We start from the raw sequence: 15,769 nt of genomic DNA, 5'->3' as shown, positions 1-15,769 counted from the left end.
CCGAAACTACCGGCGGGCCTTTCCGGCGATGTCGAGCACGCGGGAGGCCATCGTCTGCGCGGCGTCGCGGATGCCGTATCCCCATGCGGCCCGGGCGACCTGCGCCAGTCGGTCGCCGTCGGCGAGCAGCTGCGGCACATGGCCGGTGACCCACTCGTCGGTGAACCGGTCGTCGGGCACGAGGAATCCGCCGCCGGCCTCGACGACCGGCTCGGCGTTGAAGCGCTGTTCGCCGTTGCCGATGGGCAGCGGCACGTAGACGGCGGGCAGGCCCAGGGCCGCGATCTCGGCCACGGTGCCGGCGCCGGACCGGCAGATCACCAGATCGGCGCAGGCGAACGCCTGATCGATGCGCTCGAGGTATTCGGCGGCGTGGTAGTCGCCCTTGCCCCGCTGGTCCGAACCGATGCCGCTCAGCACCGACTCCCCCGCCGACGCGGTGACGAGCTGACGGACCTGGCCCATCTTGCCCTTGCCGGTCAGATGGATCACCTGCGCGCGGGACAGCAGTTCGCCGGCGGCGTTCGCCACGGCGACGTTGAGGCTCTGAGCGCCGAGGGAGCCCCCGGTGACGAGCAGGATCGGGCGGGAGGGGTCGAGGCCGAGCCGTTCGGCCCCCTGACGGCGGGCCTGCGCACGGTTGCGCTCCATGCTGCGGGCCACGTCGGCGATGGCCGGGCGAAGCGGCAGTCCGACGCGTTCGATGACGGTGCCGGACGGGGCCTTGAGACCGGTGTTCTCATACACCGTACCGATGAACTGGGCCCACCTGGCGCCCAGCTTGTTGGCCATGCCCGCGCGGGCGTTCTGCTCGTGGATCACGATCGGGATGCCAAGCTTGTGGGCCGCGTAGTAGGCCGGAGCCGAGGCGTATCCGCCGACGCCGACCAGCACGTCGGCATGGCGTTCGGTCAGGATCGTCTTGACCTTGTTGACCTCGCGGATCCAGCGGGCGGGGAACGCAAAGGCCGCGCGGTTGATGGATCGGGGGAACGGCACCTTCTCGATGGTGTCCATGTCGAATCCCGCCGCCGGAACCAGCTGCCGTTCCAGTCCCACCTCGGTGCCGATCACGCTGATGGAGGCCTTGGGCTCGAGGCGTCGGATGCTTGACGCAATGCTGAGCAATGGATTGACATGACCTGCCGTGCCGCCGCCGGCCAGCACGATGCTTGACTCTTCAGACATGCCTATGAGCATAGCGCCGGGCACGAACCGATTTCAACCCGCATGCGGCCGCGCGCACGCTCACGTCCGCAACCGTATCCGACCGCGTCCCCGACAGTCCCCCGCAGCCCCGGCGCCTGGCTCGGGACCGCGGCTCACGCCTTGGCGAGGGCGGCCTTGATGTCCGTCTGCGTGCGGGCCATCGCCACCGCGGTGCCGGCCGCGGCCAGACACATGACCAATGCGGTGCCGCCATAGGAGACGAACGGCATGGGCAGGCCCATCACCGGCAGAAGGCCGACCACCACGCCGATGTTGACCAGCGCCTGCGCGACGATCCACACCACGAAGCACATGATCACCATGCGGGCATAGGCGTCCCGGTGATGCATGGCGATGTTGATCAGACACCATCCCATCACCACGAACCCGAGCACCACGGCGAGTGCGCCGAGGAAGCCGAGCTCCTCGCCGATGACCGCGAAGATGAAGTCGTTGTGGGCGGCGGGCAGGTAGTTCCACTTCTCGCGGGAGTTGCCCAGCCCCACGCCGGTCAGGCCTCCGGAGGCCATGGCGTACGCGCCGTGGATCGACTGGTAGCACACGCCCTGGGCCTGTTCGGCCGTGCAGGTGCCGTAGGCCGCGAGGATACGGCTCATGCGGTTGGAGTTGCCGGTGACGAACAGCAGCAGGATGCCGACCACGCCCAGACCGCCGAGGCCGAGGAACCAGGAGATCGGCAGACCGCCGACCAGCAGTGCGGAGGCGCCGATCAGCACGACGATCATGGCGGTGCCCAGATCCTTGCCCACGATCACCGCGCCGAACGCCAGCAGGAAGACGCCGATCGGCACGGCCCATGCCTTGACCGTCGGCAGCTTCGTCTTGCGCATGGCCAGAATGGCGGTCGGCATCCACAGGCAGACCGCCCACTTGAGGATCTCGGCGGGCTGCCAGCGTACGGAACCGATGTGGACCCATCCGACGTTGCCACCGGCCGAGGAGCCGATGCCGGGCACCATCGTCAGCAGCTGCATGACGATGGCGATGCCAAGGGCCACCGCCGCGAACCTGCGGAAGAACTTGACGGGAACCCTCGACAGCACGAAGGCGATGAACGCCCCGCCCAGCGCATAGCCGGTCTGGGTGATCAACTGATTCCACGGGGATTTCCCGGAGGCGACCAGATCGACCGAGGAGCTGGAGAAGACCATCATCAGCCCGAACAGCGTCAGCGCACCGACGGCGATGATGAACCCGTAGTAGCACCACAGCGGATTGAAGACGCATCGCCAGCCGGAGTAGTCGGCGGGACGGTTCGATTCCGGATCGTCGGCATCGCGCGAGAACGACGTTCCCGCGGTCACCATCGCCACGGCCTTGTCCAGCGGATCGGGGTGCGGCGCGACATCCGTCTTCCTGCCCGATCTGCCCGTCCCGTCTCCCGATCGTCTGGACACGTCGGTGGAGGAACGTCTGACAGGCAGTTTGCTCAGGATGTCGTCGAGCTTGCTATTCGCCATGGGCGGCTACCCAGCTCTCGGCGGCCTTGGCGAACCGGTCGCCTCGATCGGCGTACGAGCGGAACTGGTCCATGGACGCGCAGGCGGGGGCCATGAGCACCACGTCGCCGGCCTCGGCGAATCCGCCCGCGGCCTCGACCGCCCGGTCCATCACCGTATCGTTCGGTTCCGGATCGATCACGGTGATCGGCGTATCCGGCGCGCTGGCGGCGAAGGCCTCGCGCATGGGCGCGGTGTCCTTGCCGATGATCACGGCGGCCTTGATCGTCTCGCACTGGTCGGCCACCAGATCCTCGAACCGGGATCCCTTGGCCAGTCCTCCGGCGATCCACACCACATGGCCGTGCGCGAAGCTGGACAGCGACGCGTGGGCGGCGTGGGCGTTGGTGGCCTTGGAATCGTCGACGAACCGCACGGTGCCGCCGGGCACCCTGGCCTCGGCGACGGTGGCGATGCGGTGGCCGCCGGGGGCGAACCCCTTCAGCGCGCGGACGGCGGTTTCGGCGTCGACGCCGAGACCGAACACGAGGGCGAGCGCGCACAGGGCGTCGGCGAGCAGATGCGGATACACCGTGCCGTCGGGCTCGCTCAGATGGGCGAAGTCGAGCACGCGGGCCAGCTTCGGATCCTCGGCGGAGTCCCGCAGACCGGAACGATCCACGATCCAGCCGTCCTCCACGCCGATCTGGCCTTCCGCGGGAACGCCGAGCGTGAAGCCCACGCGGCGGCATCCCTCGGCGGGCTTCGCCGCGGCGGCGAGGGCCGAGACCCGCTTGTCGTCGGCGTTGAACACCAGAGCGCGCCTGACGCCGTGGTACACCTTCGCCTTGTCGGCGGCGTAGTTCTCGAATCCGCCGTGCCAGTCGAGATGATCGTCGGCCAGATTGGTGATGGCCGCGCAATCCAGTTCCAGCGAATCGGTGTAGTGCATCTGGAACGAGCTGAGCTCGACGGCCAGTGCTGTGTTGGCGGGGTCGACGGCCGCGGCGGAGACCGGGGTGCCGATGTTGCCCACGGCCGGGGCCGTGAAGCCGGCGGCGCGCAGCATCTCGGACGTCATCTCGGTGGTGGAGGTCTTGCCGTTCGTACCGGTGATGCCCACCCATGCGGCGGGCCTGCCGGTGGCCCGGCTCGGCACGCGCAGACGCCATGCCAGTTCGACCTCGCTCATCACGTCCATGCCGCGGCGGGCCGCCTCGCGCAGGAACGGGGTCGACGGCGCGAAGACCGGCGAGGTCATGATCGCGTCGAGGGCGTCGAAGTCGATCTCGTCATACGAGTGCAGATCGGCGTCGGCCTTGCGCTCATCGAAGGTGAGTACGTTGGCGCCGTGGTCGCGCAGCACGTTCGCGGCGCTGACTCCGGACACCCCCAGTCCGGCCACCATCACCGTCTTGCCCGAAAAATCCTCCACCTTGTTCATCGGTTCCTCCTTATTGGGAACGAGTATCGCCGGCCATGGCCCTCCGGCCACCGCCGCCCCGGCCTTCGGGACCGGGCGTCGACGTCGTGGGCGTCACAGCGTCACAGCAGTCCCGAACGGACCAGCCAATCGGTATAGAACAGTACCAGCCCGACGAGCACGAAGACCATTTCGATCATCCAGAACCGCACGACCACGGTGTTCTCGCGCCATCCGCACAGCTCGAAGTGATGGTGGATCGGCGCCATCTTGAACACGCGCTTGTGGGTCATCTTGAAGTAGCCGACCTGAATCACGTCGGAGCAGGTCTCCATGACGAACAGGCCGCCCAGGATCACGGCCAGCAGCTCGGTGTGCGTGGCGATGGACAGCGCCGCGTACAGGCCGCCGAGCGCCAGGGAACCGGTGTCGCCCATGAAGATCTGGGCCGGGTTGGTGTTGTACCACAGGAAGCCGAAGCAGGCCGCCACCGCGCAGGCCGCGATGATGGCCAGATCCTGCGGGTCGGAGACCGCGTAGCTGTAGCCTTCGGCGCCGGAGCCGGCCAGATGGGCGCTCTCCCAGTAGGCGATCATCGAATAGCCCATGAACGCCACCATCGAGGTTCCCGAGGCGAGGCCGTCGAGGCCGTCGGTGAGGTTGAGGGCGTTCGACCATGCGGTCATCAGCAGGTTCACCCAGATCACGAACAGGATCAGGGCCACCGCCGTGCCGGCGAAGGTGAACGTGATCACCGGCTTCTCGATGTAGGCGATGCCCGCCTGCGCGCTGGGGAAGCCGCTCTTGGTGGGCAGCATCAGGCACAGCACGGCGAACAGCGTGGCGAAGACGAACTGGCCGAAGAACTTGCCGCGCACGGTCAGGCCCTCGTTCTGCTTCTTGCGCACCTTGGCGAAATCGTCGATGAATCCCAGCAGACCCATCGACAGCATGGCGAACAGCACCAGCACCGCGGTCCACGACGGCTTGTCGTGGTAGGCGATGTGGCGGTAGAGGGCCGACGCGCCCCAGCCGAGCACGATGGCGAGATTGATGACCACGCCGCCGAGCGTCGGGGTGCCACGCTTGATCTGGTGGGACTGCGGGCCGTCCTGGCGGATGTACTGGCCGTAGTGCAGCTTGTGCACCAGACGAATCAGCAGGGGCGTGCCAATCAGGGTGACGATCAGGGAGGTTCCCAGACCGATGAGCAGTGAGATCACTGTGCCTCTCCATTTCTTCTCTCGGCATCGGCCGCCGCGACCGGCGCGGACGGCTCCGGAAGGTCATCATTGCGGTCCCATCGACCGGCAAGGGCGCTCAGTCCCGAGGCGTGGGATCCCTTGAGCAGGACCACGGCGTTGGCGTGTCCCGCGGCGAGGTCGATTACCAGACGGTCCGCCTCGTCCACGTCATGGACGAGCTCGGTCAGCGTCGAGGCATGGTCGGCCGTGCAGGCGTCGCGTGCGCCGGCCACGAGATCGCCGGCCAGCTCGTCGAGCTTGCCGTCGCCGCGGCTGCCCACGCCGATCACCGCGTCGAGACCCAGACCGACGGCGTAGGCGCCGATCCCACGGTGCAGTTCGGTTTCGTTCGCGCCGAGCTCCAGCATCGAGCCGAGCACGGCGATGCGGTACGGCTGCTCGCCGTCACGGTCGACGGCCCATCCGGCGAGTCCGTCCAGACCGGCCTTCATGGAATCGGGGTTCGCGTTGAACGAGTCGTCGATCACGGTGAACCGCGATCCGCCGCGTTCGAGCCCGAAGACCGCCATGCGGTGCGGGCTGATGGAGGACTGCTCCGCCAGCACGTTCACGATGTCGTCGACAGGCACGCCGATGCGTACGGCCACGGCGATGACGGCCAGCGCGTTCATTACGTTGTGCCGGCCGGGGATGGCCAGCCTGACCTTCACCGGGTCATGGCCGGGCGCGGTCAGCGTGAAGCCGGCACGGTCACGGCCGTCCGCGGTGATGTCCGAGGCGCGGAAGCCCGCCCGCTCCCCCAGACCGAACCAGATCACCTCGCCGGGGGCGATGTCGGCCATCGGCACCACATGCTCGTCGTCGGCGTTGAGCACGGCCACGCCATGGGGCACCAATGCCCTGACGATCTCACTCTTGGCCCGCTGGATGTTCTCCACGGAGCCGAACTCGCCGAGGTGGGCCACGCCCACCTTGAGCACGACGGCGATGTCCGGCGGCACCAGGGCACCGAGATTGGCGATCTCGCCCAGATGGTTCGCGCCCATCTCCGCGATCAGGAACCGCGTATGCTCGTTGACTTCGAGCGCGGTGATCGGCATGCCGATGTCGTTGTTGAACGATCCGACCGGGGCCACGGTCTCGCCCTGCGTGGACAGCACCGCCCGGAGCAGATCCTTGGTGGTGGTCTTGCCCACCGAACCGGTCACCCCAACCACGGTGAAGGGCGTACCGGACCGGCGACGCAATTCGATGTTGGCCTTGGCGAGCAGACCCAGCGCACGGACGGTGTCCGGAACCACGATCTGCGTGATCTCGGCGCCCTCGACCTCGTGGTCGACCAGCGCCGCGACGGCACCGGCGTGATAGACCTGACCGACGAACCGGTGGCCGTCAACATGCTCGCCGGCAATGGCGACGAACAGCGAACCGGCTCCGGCCTGACGTGAATCCGTGACCACCGTCCCGATCGGGGAATCGGGCGACGTCTCACCCCTGCGCAGCTTTCCGCCGACTGCCTCGGCCGCCTGCTCAACCGTCATGGTCATCATTTGTGCGTTCAACCTCTTCCGTATCTCGTTCTCTCGACGATTTCGTCTGCACCGACCAGCCGTCCCCGCCGGGGACGCGCCGGTCAGTCGAATTCCTTGGACACGCGCAGGGCGCTTCGGATGTTGCCCTTGCGCACGCCGGCCTTCATCACCATGGCGATGGCCAGCGACAGCCGGCGTCGGTCGGCGTCGGACGCGTCGGCATCCCGGTGGGCGGCCATCTCGTCGGTCTCGGACGAGCGATGGGCCAGATGCGTGCGTTCGCGCAACGCGACGCCGAAATGCTCCATCGCCTCCTTGAGCGCAGGCGTCCCGGCGGCCGGATCGTCGCCCTCGCTCACCGCGCAGACGTCGGTGACCACGGACTGGAGCGCACCGGGCATCAGCGCCCTGTCGTCCGCCCCGATGATCACCGCCGAGGCGCCGTCCTCCACGAACACGGACAGCATGCGCTGCACGTCGAGTTCGTTGAGCGGGTATTCCTCGATCAGATGCCGTTCCAGCGACTTGGAGTGCTGGTAGCTGATCTGTCCGACCGGATTGCCCAGCACATGCAGCAGCCCGGCCAGCGCGGCGGCCTGCTGCGCCGCCTGTTCGCCGATGATCAGGAACACGGCGATCGAATTGGAGGGGTGTCCGGCGATGTCGGCGGCGATGCGGCCGCGCTCCTCCGCGGTCAGGTCGCCATACAGCACGGGAATGTCTCCGCCGAGCCCCATGGCCCGGGCGCTCGTCGGCAGCAGGACGGCGTAGGCGCCCTTCAGCTGGGCCTGTTCGACCGAGTGCTCGTCCACGTCGCCGGCCGACGGCATGTACAGCGCACCCGGCGTCACGGATTTGAGATCGTTGGCGATCGACGTGACCGTGACCCTGCCCGCGTACTTCGCATCCGTCAGCAGTCCGTACCGTTCCCTCAGGTCCGATACGGTGAGGTGCTCCGTACTGGCTTCGCTTAATGCACTCATCTCTTACCTCGCTAGATCGACTGTCGTCGAGAATCGATGGTCCACGGTCGGATCACCACTCTGTAGGGATAGCATTCTTACGCTGGGACGAGGCGGGGACCTCATACTTCTGCATAAGGAATTCACCAATGGTGCCGACCACCGGACCGGCCGTCACACCGCCGTAGACGCCGGCCGGATCCTTGAGCACCACGGTGATCACGAACTGGGGATCGTCGGCCGGAATGGCCGCGATGAAATCACCGATGTGACTGGTCAGGGCGCCGGTGGCTCCGGCGACCTGGGCGGTACCGGACTTGCCGGCGATGCGGTAGCCCTTGACCTTGATGAGCCCCGAATACTGGGAGGCCATGGACTCCATCATGTCCATCAGCTCGCTGGCCACGCCCTCGTCGATCACGCGCACCGGCTCGTTCGTCTTCGGGGTGGTATCGTTGCCCTCGGCGTCGGTGGACGACTCGATGATCGACTGGCCGCAGCGCACGCCCTTGTTGGCGATCGTGGCCACGACGTTGGTCATCTGCAGGGCCGAGGCCGAGTAGCCGCCCTGACCGAACAGCACGGTGTTGCGGGTCCTCAGGTCCCAGGACTGGTAGGGCGTGAGCGTGCCGGAGGATTCGCCGGGGAAGTTCAGACCGGTGCTCTGGCCGATGCCGAACTTCGAGATGTACTCGTAGCGCTTCTTGACCGAATAGTTCGAGGAGGCCATCACCGTGCCCACGTTCGACGACTCCTTGAGGATGCCGGCCAGCGTGAGGTTCTCAAGGCCGTGTTCGTGCGAATCGTGGTAGGTCTGGTTGTTCACTTCGATCTGGTAGGGCACCTGGAAGCGGTCGGTGGGCTTGTGGATGCCCTCCTGCAGCAGTCCGGCCGCGGTGATGAGCTTGCCGGTGGAGCCGGGCTCGAACACCGAGGTGATGGCCTTGGAGGCGTTCATCTTCGCCTCGTCGCTGCCCGCCGCATAGTCGTCGGTATCGGCGATGGCCACGATGCGGCCGTCCTTGACCCGCTGCACCACGGCGATGCCCCATGCGGAGCCGGTCTTCGCCTGCGCGTCCTTGAGGGCCTTCTTCACGTACCACTGGACGTCCCAGTCGATCGTGAGCTTCACGGTGCCGCCGTTGACCGGATCCTTCGCGGCGACTCGCGTGCCGGGGATCTCCTGACCGTTGGCGCCCCGCTGGTAGCTGACCGAGCCGTCCTTGCCGACGAGGGAGGCGTTCGTCATCTTCTCGATGCCGGCCACGCCGGTGCCCTCGGCGTCCACGCCGCCGAGCACCGTGCCCAGCAGGCCGTTGTCGGAGTATTCGCGGTTCGAGGTGAGCTCGTAGTTGATCACGCCGGAAAGATGCAGGTTGTCGATCTGCCGCTTGACCGCCGGCACCACGTTCTTCTTGAGCACCACGTACCGGCTGGTGCCCACGAGCTTGCCGCCGAGCTCCATCGTGTTCATGCCCAGCACGGGGGCGAGCAGCTTGGCGACGGCCGCCGCACCGGTGGCACCGACCGGCTTGCCGTCGATCTGATGGCATGTGCTGGCGTTCTTCCCGGTGCACTTGACCGGCTTGAAGCCTTCGACGGCGACCTGATCGGCATAGACCGTGTAGCTTTCCACGCTCTGCGCGAGCACCACGCCGTTGGTGTCGACGATCGTGCCCCGCTGGGCCTGCAGCACGCGGGTGGCCATGCGGCTCGCCGTGGCCGCCTGTGCGGTCGAGCTCGCCGAGAACAGCTGGATGTAGGAGAGCTTGACGACGCAGGCGCTGGCGATCAGCGCGAGGATGACCCCCACGACGAGCGCCCGGCGCCTGAAGATGTCGCCCCGGGTGCGGCGCATCGTTCGTTTCACTGGTTCTCCTTCGTGTTCGGGGTCGTATTCTTCGTCGCGTTCGCGGTGGCGGAGGCCTTGGCGGTGGATTTGGCCGAGGACTTGGCCGACTGGGAGGCCTGGGTCTTGGCGGCGGACTTGGAGGTGGAGGCTCCTTCGGAGGGCTTGTACCCCTGAAGGTCGATGGTCAGCGCGTCCGAACCGGGAACCATACCCAGCTTCTGCGCCTTCTCCGGCAGTGACGCCTCCAGCGCGTCGAGCTTGGTCTGGTCCTCCTGCACGTCCTGGGTGAGGCGGCCGATGGACTGCTGCACGTCGGTGATGGCGAAGGAATCCTCCACCATCTGGGTGCGCAGCAGCAGCGATCCCACCAGACTGGCGCCCAAAAACACCAGAGCGCACACGAAATGCACCATCCTCATGCGACTTGGACGAATCGCCGCGAACATATCGTGCATCCTTCCCGACGAGGAGCCGGTGCGGCGCGACGCATTGACGCTCACGCTCAGCTGCGGTCTCGACTGCGTTCGTGAATCCGAAGCCCTGCCGGGAGACGTCGAACGGGATCGCGCGATCCTTGGCGACGCACCGCTCATCGACGTCCCCTTCCTGCCCTGACGGCCTTTGATGATCTTCTCGTATTCCTGCCCTTCGATTCGCCCGCGGCCCGACCGCCGGTCACGGCGGACGGATCCGCCGCCCACTGCTCGAACCTCGACGACCATCGATCGGGCAGCGGACGGGTGAGTTCCACGGCCCGCAGCCGCACCGAGGCCGACCTCGGGTTGGCGGCGATCTCGTCGGCGTCGGCCTTCACCGCACCGTGGGTCAGATCACGAAGGAACGGCTGCATGTCGTCGGGGATCACCGGCATGCCGGCGGGCACGTCGACGTTCAGCCCATGGGCCATGAACCGCTTCACGGTTTTGTCCTCCAGCGAATGGTAGGACTCCACGACCAGCCTGCCGCCGACGTTGAGATGCAGCACCGCCTGGGGAAGGGTGCCGGCGAGTTTGTCCAGCTCGCCGTTGACCTCGATGCGCAGCGCCTGGAACACCCGCTTGGCCGGGTTGCCGGCCGGACGGTGGGCACGGGGCACCACCCGATCGACCAGATCGTTCAGCTGACGCGACGTGGTCAGGGGCGCCTCGTCCCGTCCGGCCACGATGGCCCGGGCGATCGGCCCGGCGAACCGCTCCTCGCCGAATTCCCGGAAGATCCGGCGCAGTTCGTCCTGCGAATAGGTGGCGAGGATCGTCCGCGCGGTCAGGCTCTGGGTCGGGTCCATGCGCATGTCGAGCGGGGCGTCGTGCGAATAGGAGAATCCCCGTTCGGTCTCGTCGATCTGCAGACTGGACAGGCCCAGATCCATGAACACCGCGTCCACGTGGGTCAGTCCCTGATCGGCGAGCACGTCGGAGAACCGGTCGAAGGGCGCGTGGACCGGCGTGAACCGGTCGGCCAGCCCCTCCTTGCGCATGCGTTCGGTGGCCAGCGCCAGGGCCTCCTCGTCGCGATCGATGCCGATCAGCCGCGCGTCGGGTGCGGCCTTGAGGAACGCGGTGGAATGCCCGGCCAGCCCCAGTGTGCAATCGACGATGACCGCGCCCGGCCGTGCGGCCGCGGGCGCGATCAGCTCCACGCAATCGTTGAGGAGCACCGGCTGATGTATCGCTGTGATATCCATGTCAGAACTCCAATGCAGGCAGTACGTCGTCCGCGATATCGGCGTAGCCCTGCTCCTGCTCGGCAAGGTAGCGCTCCCAGGATTCGCGGTCCCAGATTTCGGCACGGGTACCGACGCCGATCACCACGACGTCGCTGCCCAGCCCCGCATAGTCACGAAGCATCGGGGGAATCACCACACGCCCCTGCTTGTCGGGCTCCTGGTCGACGGCTCCCGACAAAAACACGCGCAGGTAGTCGCGTGCGGCCTTGTTTCCCAACGATGTGCGCTGGATCTGCGCGGCGACGCGGCGGAATTCGCTGTGGGGAAGGAGGTAGATGCAGCGTTCCTGACCGCGGGCCATCACCACTCCCGCGCCGAGCTGGCCACGCAGTTTCGCCGGAAGGGCGAGGCGGCCCTTCGCGTCGATCTTCGGGGTATAGGTGCCCAGCAACAGCGGCGGAAGATCCGCCGGGGCCGGGGTTGCGGCAACGGACGATTCCTGTCCATCGACCATCGCGTTCACCTCCATGCCCCGTTCGTCGTGACCAGCGACTCAACAGTTCACCACTCTACCCCACTGCATGCCACCGCTCCCCACCCAATGGGCAATTTCATCCCCAGACCGCCACATAACCGTCAACACGCCGCGTCTTCAGGCCGAACAACGGCGGCAGGCCCCGTCCTCGGATACGATTCCGGGTACGGATCCGGATCCCGACCGCGGCAAGGACCATGGACGGGATCCGCAGCGAAGAAGGCCCGGTTTCCCAGCGGGACCAAAGGTCTTATCGAAGGTTTTAGAGGGGCCTGAGTATAGTGGGATGCCGAACTTTTCACCTGCCCCCGCAAGGAGCGACCTCGATCATGTCGAACTACTCTGCCCAACTCCATGAAGAACAGCAGGCCGTGGACCGCGCCTACCACCGTCTCGACGCCATGCGAGCGCAGACGAGGAGCCGACTGGACGCCGTGAGGGCCGCCGGCTCCCACGGGTCGCCCACCCAGCGCACCGAACGCGATTCGTTCGCGACGATGTACGAGGACCGTCTCACCCAGCTGCGGGCCGTGGAGGACCGTCTCGTCTTCGGCAGGCTCGACGAGAACGACGGCACCCGCCGGTACATCGGCCGCATCGGGCTTTCCAGCGAAGGGCACGAGCCGATCCTCACCGACTGGCGCGCCGAGGCCGCCCGCCCGTTCTACGAGGCGACCCCGGCCCATCGGGGCAACATCGCCATGCGCCGCCACATCACCCTGCGCTTCCGCGAGGTGGTGGGCGTCGAGGATGAGGTGCTCGACGTGCACTCCTCGCACGTCAGCCAGGCCTCGGATTCGGGCACGCTGACCGGCGAGGGCGCGCTGCTCGCCTCGCTGAGCACCCGCCGCACCGGCAAGATGACCGATATCGTGGCCACGATCCAGGCCGAGCAGGACCGCATCATCCGCGCTCCCCTGAACCGCGCCGTGGTGGTGCAGGGCGGCCCGGGCACCGGCAAGACCGCGGTGGCGCTGCATCGCGCCGCCTATCTGCTGTACACGCACCGCCGGCTGCTGCAGCGTTCCGGCGTGCTGGTGGTGGGCCCCAGCCCCGCCTTCCTGCATTACATCGATCAGGTGCTCCCCTCGCTGGGCGAGACCGGCGTGATCTCGCGCACCATCGCCGACCTGATCCCATCGGTCCATGCCGAAGGCGTCGAATCCCCGCGGGCGGCGGCCCTCAAGGGCGACCGGCGCATGGCCGGCGTGATCGCCAACGCCGTCGCCGCCCGCGAGCGCATCCCCGACGATCTGCCGCAGGTGAAGGTCAACGGCTTCGTCGTGCCGATGCTGCCCACGGATCTAGCCGCGGCGCAGACCGACGCCAAGCGCACCCGCCAGCCGCACAACAAGGCCCGCGAGACGTTCGTCGAATCGATGCTGCATCTCATGACGAACCGGTACGTCGAACAGCTGGACTACGACCCCGATCGTTCCGAGATCGCCCAGGCCCGATCCTCGCTTCGCCTCAACGATCAGGTGCGCAGGGCGCTGAATCTGGCGTGGCTGCCGATGACCGCGCAGTGGCTGATCGACGACCTGTGGGCCAAGCCCGCCAAGCTGCGCCGGTTCGCCCCGTGGCTGAGCGACGAGGACGTCCGGCTGCTGACGAGGCCGAAGGGTTCGCCGCTGACGACGTCGGACATCCCGCTGCTCGACGAGGCGCTGGAACTGCTCGGCGCCGACCCCAAGGAGACCGCGGCGGCCGCCCGCAAGGAGGAGCAGCGCAAGCAGGACGAGCAGTTCGCCCGGGATACGCTGGCGCAGAACGGCATCGGCACGGGCATCGTGACCAGCGACATGCTGCTGGAGCAGATCAACGGCCTGGACGAGGACACCACAGCCCAGCGTGCCTCCACCCAGCGGGAATGGACGTTCGGGCATGTGGTCGTGGACGAGGCGCAGGAGCTCACGCCGATGGACTGGCGAATGCTGATGCGCCGCTGCCCCTCCCGTTCGTTCACCATCGTGGGCGACATCGCCCAGACCTCCGCGCTGGCCGGATCGCGGTCGTGGCGCAAGACCCTCAACCCGCTGTTCGGCCGTAACGGCTGGGATCTCAACGAACTGACCATCGACTACCGCAACCCGCAGGAGGTCTCCGACCTGGCCTCGAGGTTCGCCGAGGGCGAAGGCCTGTACATCTCCACGGTGAAGGCGGTCCGGGCCGTACCGGATTCCGTGGAGCGCGTGGTGCTTCCCGACGCCGACCGCGTGGTGGACGCCGCCGGCGAGTATGCGGCCGATCTGGCCGTGCGGTTCGTTTCCGAGGACGGTACGGGACGGGTCGCGGTGATCGCCGACGACGAGCTGATCGAGCGCGTCGAAGCGTCGGTGTGGGACCGTCTGCGCGGACGGCTCGGCGAGGAGCGCGTGCGTCGTCTTCGCGCCCAGCCGGCGTGGGACCGTCAGGTGAGCCTGTGCGGCCCGCAGGATGTGAAGGGCCTTGAATTCGACGCCGTGGTGATGGTCGAGCCGGGGCTCATCGCGGACAACGCCCCATCGCGCATGGTGGCGGCCTCCGACCTGTATGTGGCGATGACCCGTCCCACGCAGAAGCTGGTCATCGTCAGGACCTCCGAGGATGCGGACCACCTGACGATATAGTCCCGATAGTTCTGATAGTCCTGCGGAATGACGGTTCTGACGACATGACGATATAGAGTAGGGCGTATGCCTAAAGCCTTACTTTTGGAAAACATTCATCCGTTCGCCTCGGAGAACCTGCGCCAGCACGGGTTCGAGGTGGTCACCGCCAAGGGCGCCATGGACGAGGACGAGCTGATCCGCGCGCTGGACGGCGTGGATCTGCTCGGCATCCGCTCCAAGACCAGCGTGACGCCGAAGGTGCTTGATGCGCGTCCCGACCTCACCGCCGTGGGCTGCTTCTCCATCGGCACCAATCAGGTGGATCTCGACTACGCCGGCTCGCATGGCATCGCCGTGTTCAACGCCCCGTACTCGAACACCCGATCGGTGGTGGAGCTGGTGATCTCCGACATCATCTCCCTGATGCGCCGGCTTCCCGCCCATACCTTCCACATGCGTCAGGGCGTGTGGGACAAGACCGCCAGCGGCTCGCACGAGGTTCGCGGCAAGACGCTGGGCATCATCGGCTACGGCAACATCGGCTCCCAGGTGTCCGTGCTCGCCGAGGCGCTGGGCATGCACGTCGTGTTCTACGACATCGAGGAGAAGCTGGCCCTCGGCAACGCCGAACGCGCCTCCAGCCTGGAGGACCTGCTGGAGAAGTCCGACGCCGTGACCCTGCACGTCGACGGACGCAAGGCGAATACGAACTTCTTCGGCGAGGACCAGTTCGCCCGCATGAAGCCCGGTTCGGTGTTCATCAACCTGTCCCGCGGCTTCGTGGCCGATCTCGACGCCCTGAAGCGCCATCTGGATTCCGGGCACATCGCCGGCGCCGCGGTCGACGTGTACCCCGTGGAGCCGAAGAAGACCGGCGACAGCTTCACCACGCCGCTGGCCGAAGAGGACAACGTGATCATCACGCCGCACATCGGCGGATCGACGCTGGAGGCTCAGGAGTCCATCGGCCACTTCGTCTCGCACAAGCTGCTTGACTACTGGGAGAACGGCATCACCTCGCTGTCGGTGAACATGCCGACGCTGAACATGAACCCCTGCCAGGGCCGGGCGAGGATCGCCCACCTGCACGACAACCTTCCCGGCGTGCTGGCGAACGTCAACCGGGTGCTCGGCGCGGAGAACATCAACATCACCGCCCAGGCGCTGTCCACCGAGGACGAGCTCGGCTATGTGGTGACCGACGTGGACACGATGCCCAGCAAGGACGCCATCGAGGAGCTGAAGAGCCTGCAGGGCACCATCCGCGTGCGCGTGCTGCCGAATCGGTAATCGGTAGCCGATCGGCGGATCGACAATCGGCGGATCGACAATCA

General features: G+C 67.0%; 13 protein-coding genes. 3 read left to right on the top strand and 10 right to left on the bottom strand.

Annotated elements, in window-relative coordinates; translation table 11 throughout:
• Nucleotides 1-6 precede the first annotated feature (6 nt).
• The 8 genes from CSQ87_RS01230 to ftsL form a co-directional block, all read right to left on the bottom strand.
• On the bottom strand, nt 7-1,188 hold the full coding sequence (locus tag CSQ87_RS01230; RefSeq protein ID WP_100512039.1) for a UDP-N-acetylglucosamine--N-acetylmuramyl-(pentapeptide) pyrophosphoryl-undecaprenol N-acetylglucosamine transferase: 1,182 nt from the start codon (nt 1,186-1,188) through the stop codon (nt 7-9).
• A gap of 134 nt (nt 1,189-1,322) precedes the next feature.
• Complete coding sequence (locus tag CSQ87_RS01225; protein ID WP_243388782.1) at nt 1,323-2,690, bottom strand: FtsW/RodA/SpoVE family cell cycle protein; 1,368 nt, start codon at nt 2,688-2,690, stop codon at nt 1,323-1,325.
• Nucleotides 2,680-4,113 carry a UDP-N-acetylmuramoyl-L-alanine--D-glutamate ligase gene (gene murD, locus CSQ87_RS01220; protein ID WP_100512038.1) on the bottom strand — a complete coding sequence of 478 codons (1,434 nt, stop codon included), beginning with the start codon at nt 4,111-4,113 and terminating at the stop codon, nt 2,680-2,682. Before murD ends, CSQ87_RS01225 begins: the two co-directional genes overlap by 11 nt.
• 101 nt (nt 4,114-4,214) lie before the next feature.
• Nucleotides 4,215-5,315, bottom strand: coding sequence for a phospho-N-acetylmuramoyl-pentapeptide-transferase (gene mraY, locus CSQ87_RS01215; RefSeq protein ID WP_100512037.1), 1,101 nt, complete (start codon nt 5,313-5,315; stop codon nt 4,215-4,217).
• Nucleotides 5,312-6,847 (bottom strand): UDP-N-acetylmuramoyl-tripeptide--D-alanyl-D-alanine ligase, encoded by a 1,536-nt coding sequence (locus CSQ87_RS01210; RefSeq protein WP_100512036.1) that lies wholly within the window; start codon nt 6,845-6,847, stop codon nt 5,312-5,314. The genes mraY and CSQ87_RS01210 overlap by 4 nt, the downstream gene beginning before the upstream one ends.
• 83 nt (nt 6,848-6,930) lie before the next feature.
• Nucleotides 6,931-7,812 carry a UDP-N-acetylmuramyl peptide synthase gene (locus CSQ87_RS01205; RefSeq protein WP_100512035.1) on the bottom strand — a complete coding sequence of 294 codons (882 nt, stop codon included), beginning with the start codon at nt 7,810-7,812 and terminating at the stop codon, nt 6,931-6,933.
• Nucleotides 7,813-7,864: 52 nt separating this feature from the next.
• Complete coding sequence (locus tag CSQ87_RS01200; RefSeq protein ID WP_100512034.1) at nt 7,865-9,649, bottom strand: peptidoglycan D,D-transpeptidase FtsI family protein; 1,785 nt, start codon at nt 9,647-9,649, stop codon at nt 7,865-7,867.
• Nucleotides 9,650-9,657: 8 nt separating this feature from the next.
• Entirely contained in the window at nt 9,658-10,056 is a 399-nt protein-coding gene (gene ftsL / locus CSQ87_RS10990; protein ID WP_207761068.1) for a cell division protein FtsL, read from the bottom strand.
• Nucleotides 10,057-10,060: 4 nt separating this feature from the next.
• On the opposite strand from ftsL, the gene CSQ87_RS10985 reads away from it, so the two are divergent.
• On the top strand, nt 10,061-10,258 hold the full coding sequence (locus tag CSQ87_RS10985) for a hypothetical protein (protein ID WP_207761067.1): 198 nt from the start codon (nt 10,061-10,063) through the stop codon (nt 10,256-10,258).
• Here CSQ87_RS10985 and rsmH read toward each other — a convergent pair.
• Entirely contained in the window at nt 10,233-11,327 is a 1,095-nt protein-coding gene (gene rsmH, locus CSQ87_RS01185) for a 16S rRNA (cytosine(1402)-N(4))-methyltransferase RsmH (protein WP_100512033.1), read from the bottom strand. The genes CSQ87_RS10985 and rsmH overlap by 26 nt on opposite strands.
• Nucleotide 11,328: 1 nt before the next feature.
• Nucleotides 11,329-11,838: a division/cell wall cluster transcriptional repressor MraZ gene (gene mraZ, locus CSQ87_RS01180; RefSeq protein WP_420868047.1), complete on the bottom strand. Its 510-nt coding sequence runs from the start codon at nt 11,836-11,838 to the stop codon at nt 11,329-11,331.
• A 335-nt stretch (nt 11,839-12,173) separates the two neighbouring features.
• Between mraZ and CSQ87_RS01175 the strand changes: the two genes are divergently transcribed.
• Nucleotides 12,174-14,453, top strand: coding sequence for a HelD family protein (locus CSQ87_RS01175; protein ID WP_100512032.1), 2,280 nt, complete (start codon nt 12,174-12,176; stop codon nt 14,451-14,453).
• Nucleotides 14,454-14,519: 66 nt separating this feature from the next.
• On the top strand, nt 14,520-15,725 hold the full coding sequence (gene serA / locus CSQ87_RS01170; RefSeq protein WP_100512031.1) for a phosphoglycerate dehydrogenase: 1,206 nt from the start codon (nt 14,520-14,522) through the stop codon (nt 15,723-15,725).
• Nucleotides 15,726-15,769: the final 44 nt, after the last annotated feature.

Origin of the sequence: Bifidobacterium simiarum, assembly GCF_002802905.1 — a bacterium.
GTDB classification, from domain to species: domain Bacteria; phylum Actinomycetota; class Actinomycetes; order Actinomycetales; family Bifidobacteriaceae; genus Galliscardovia; species Galliscardovia simiarum.
This window is presented reverse-complemented; position numbering and strand designations above follow the sequence as displayed.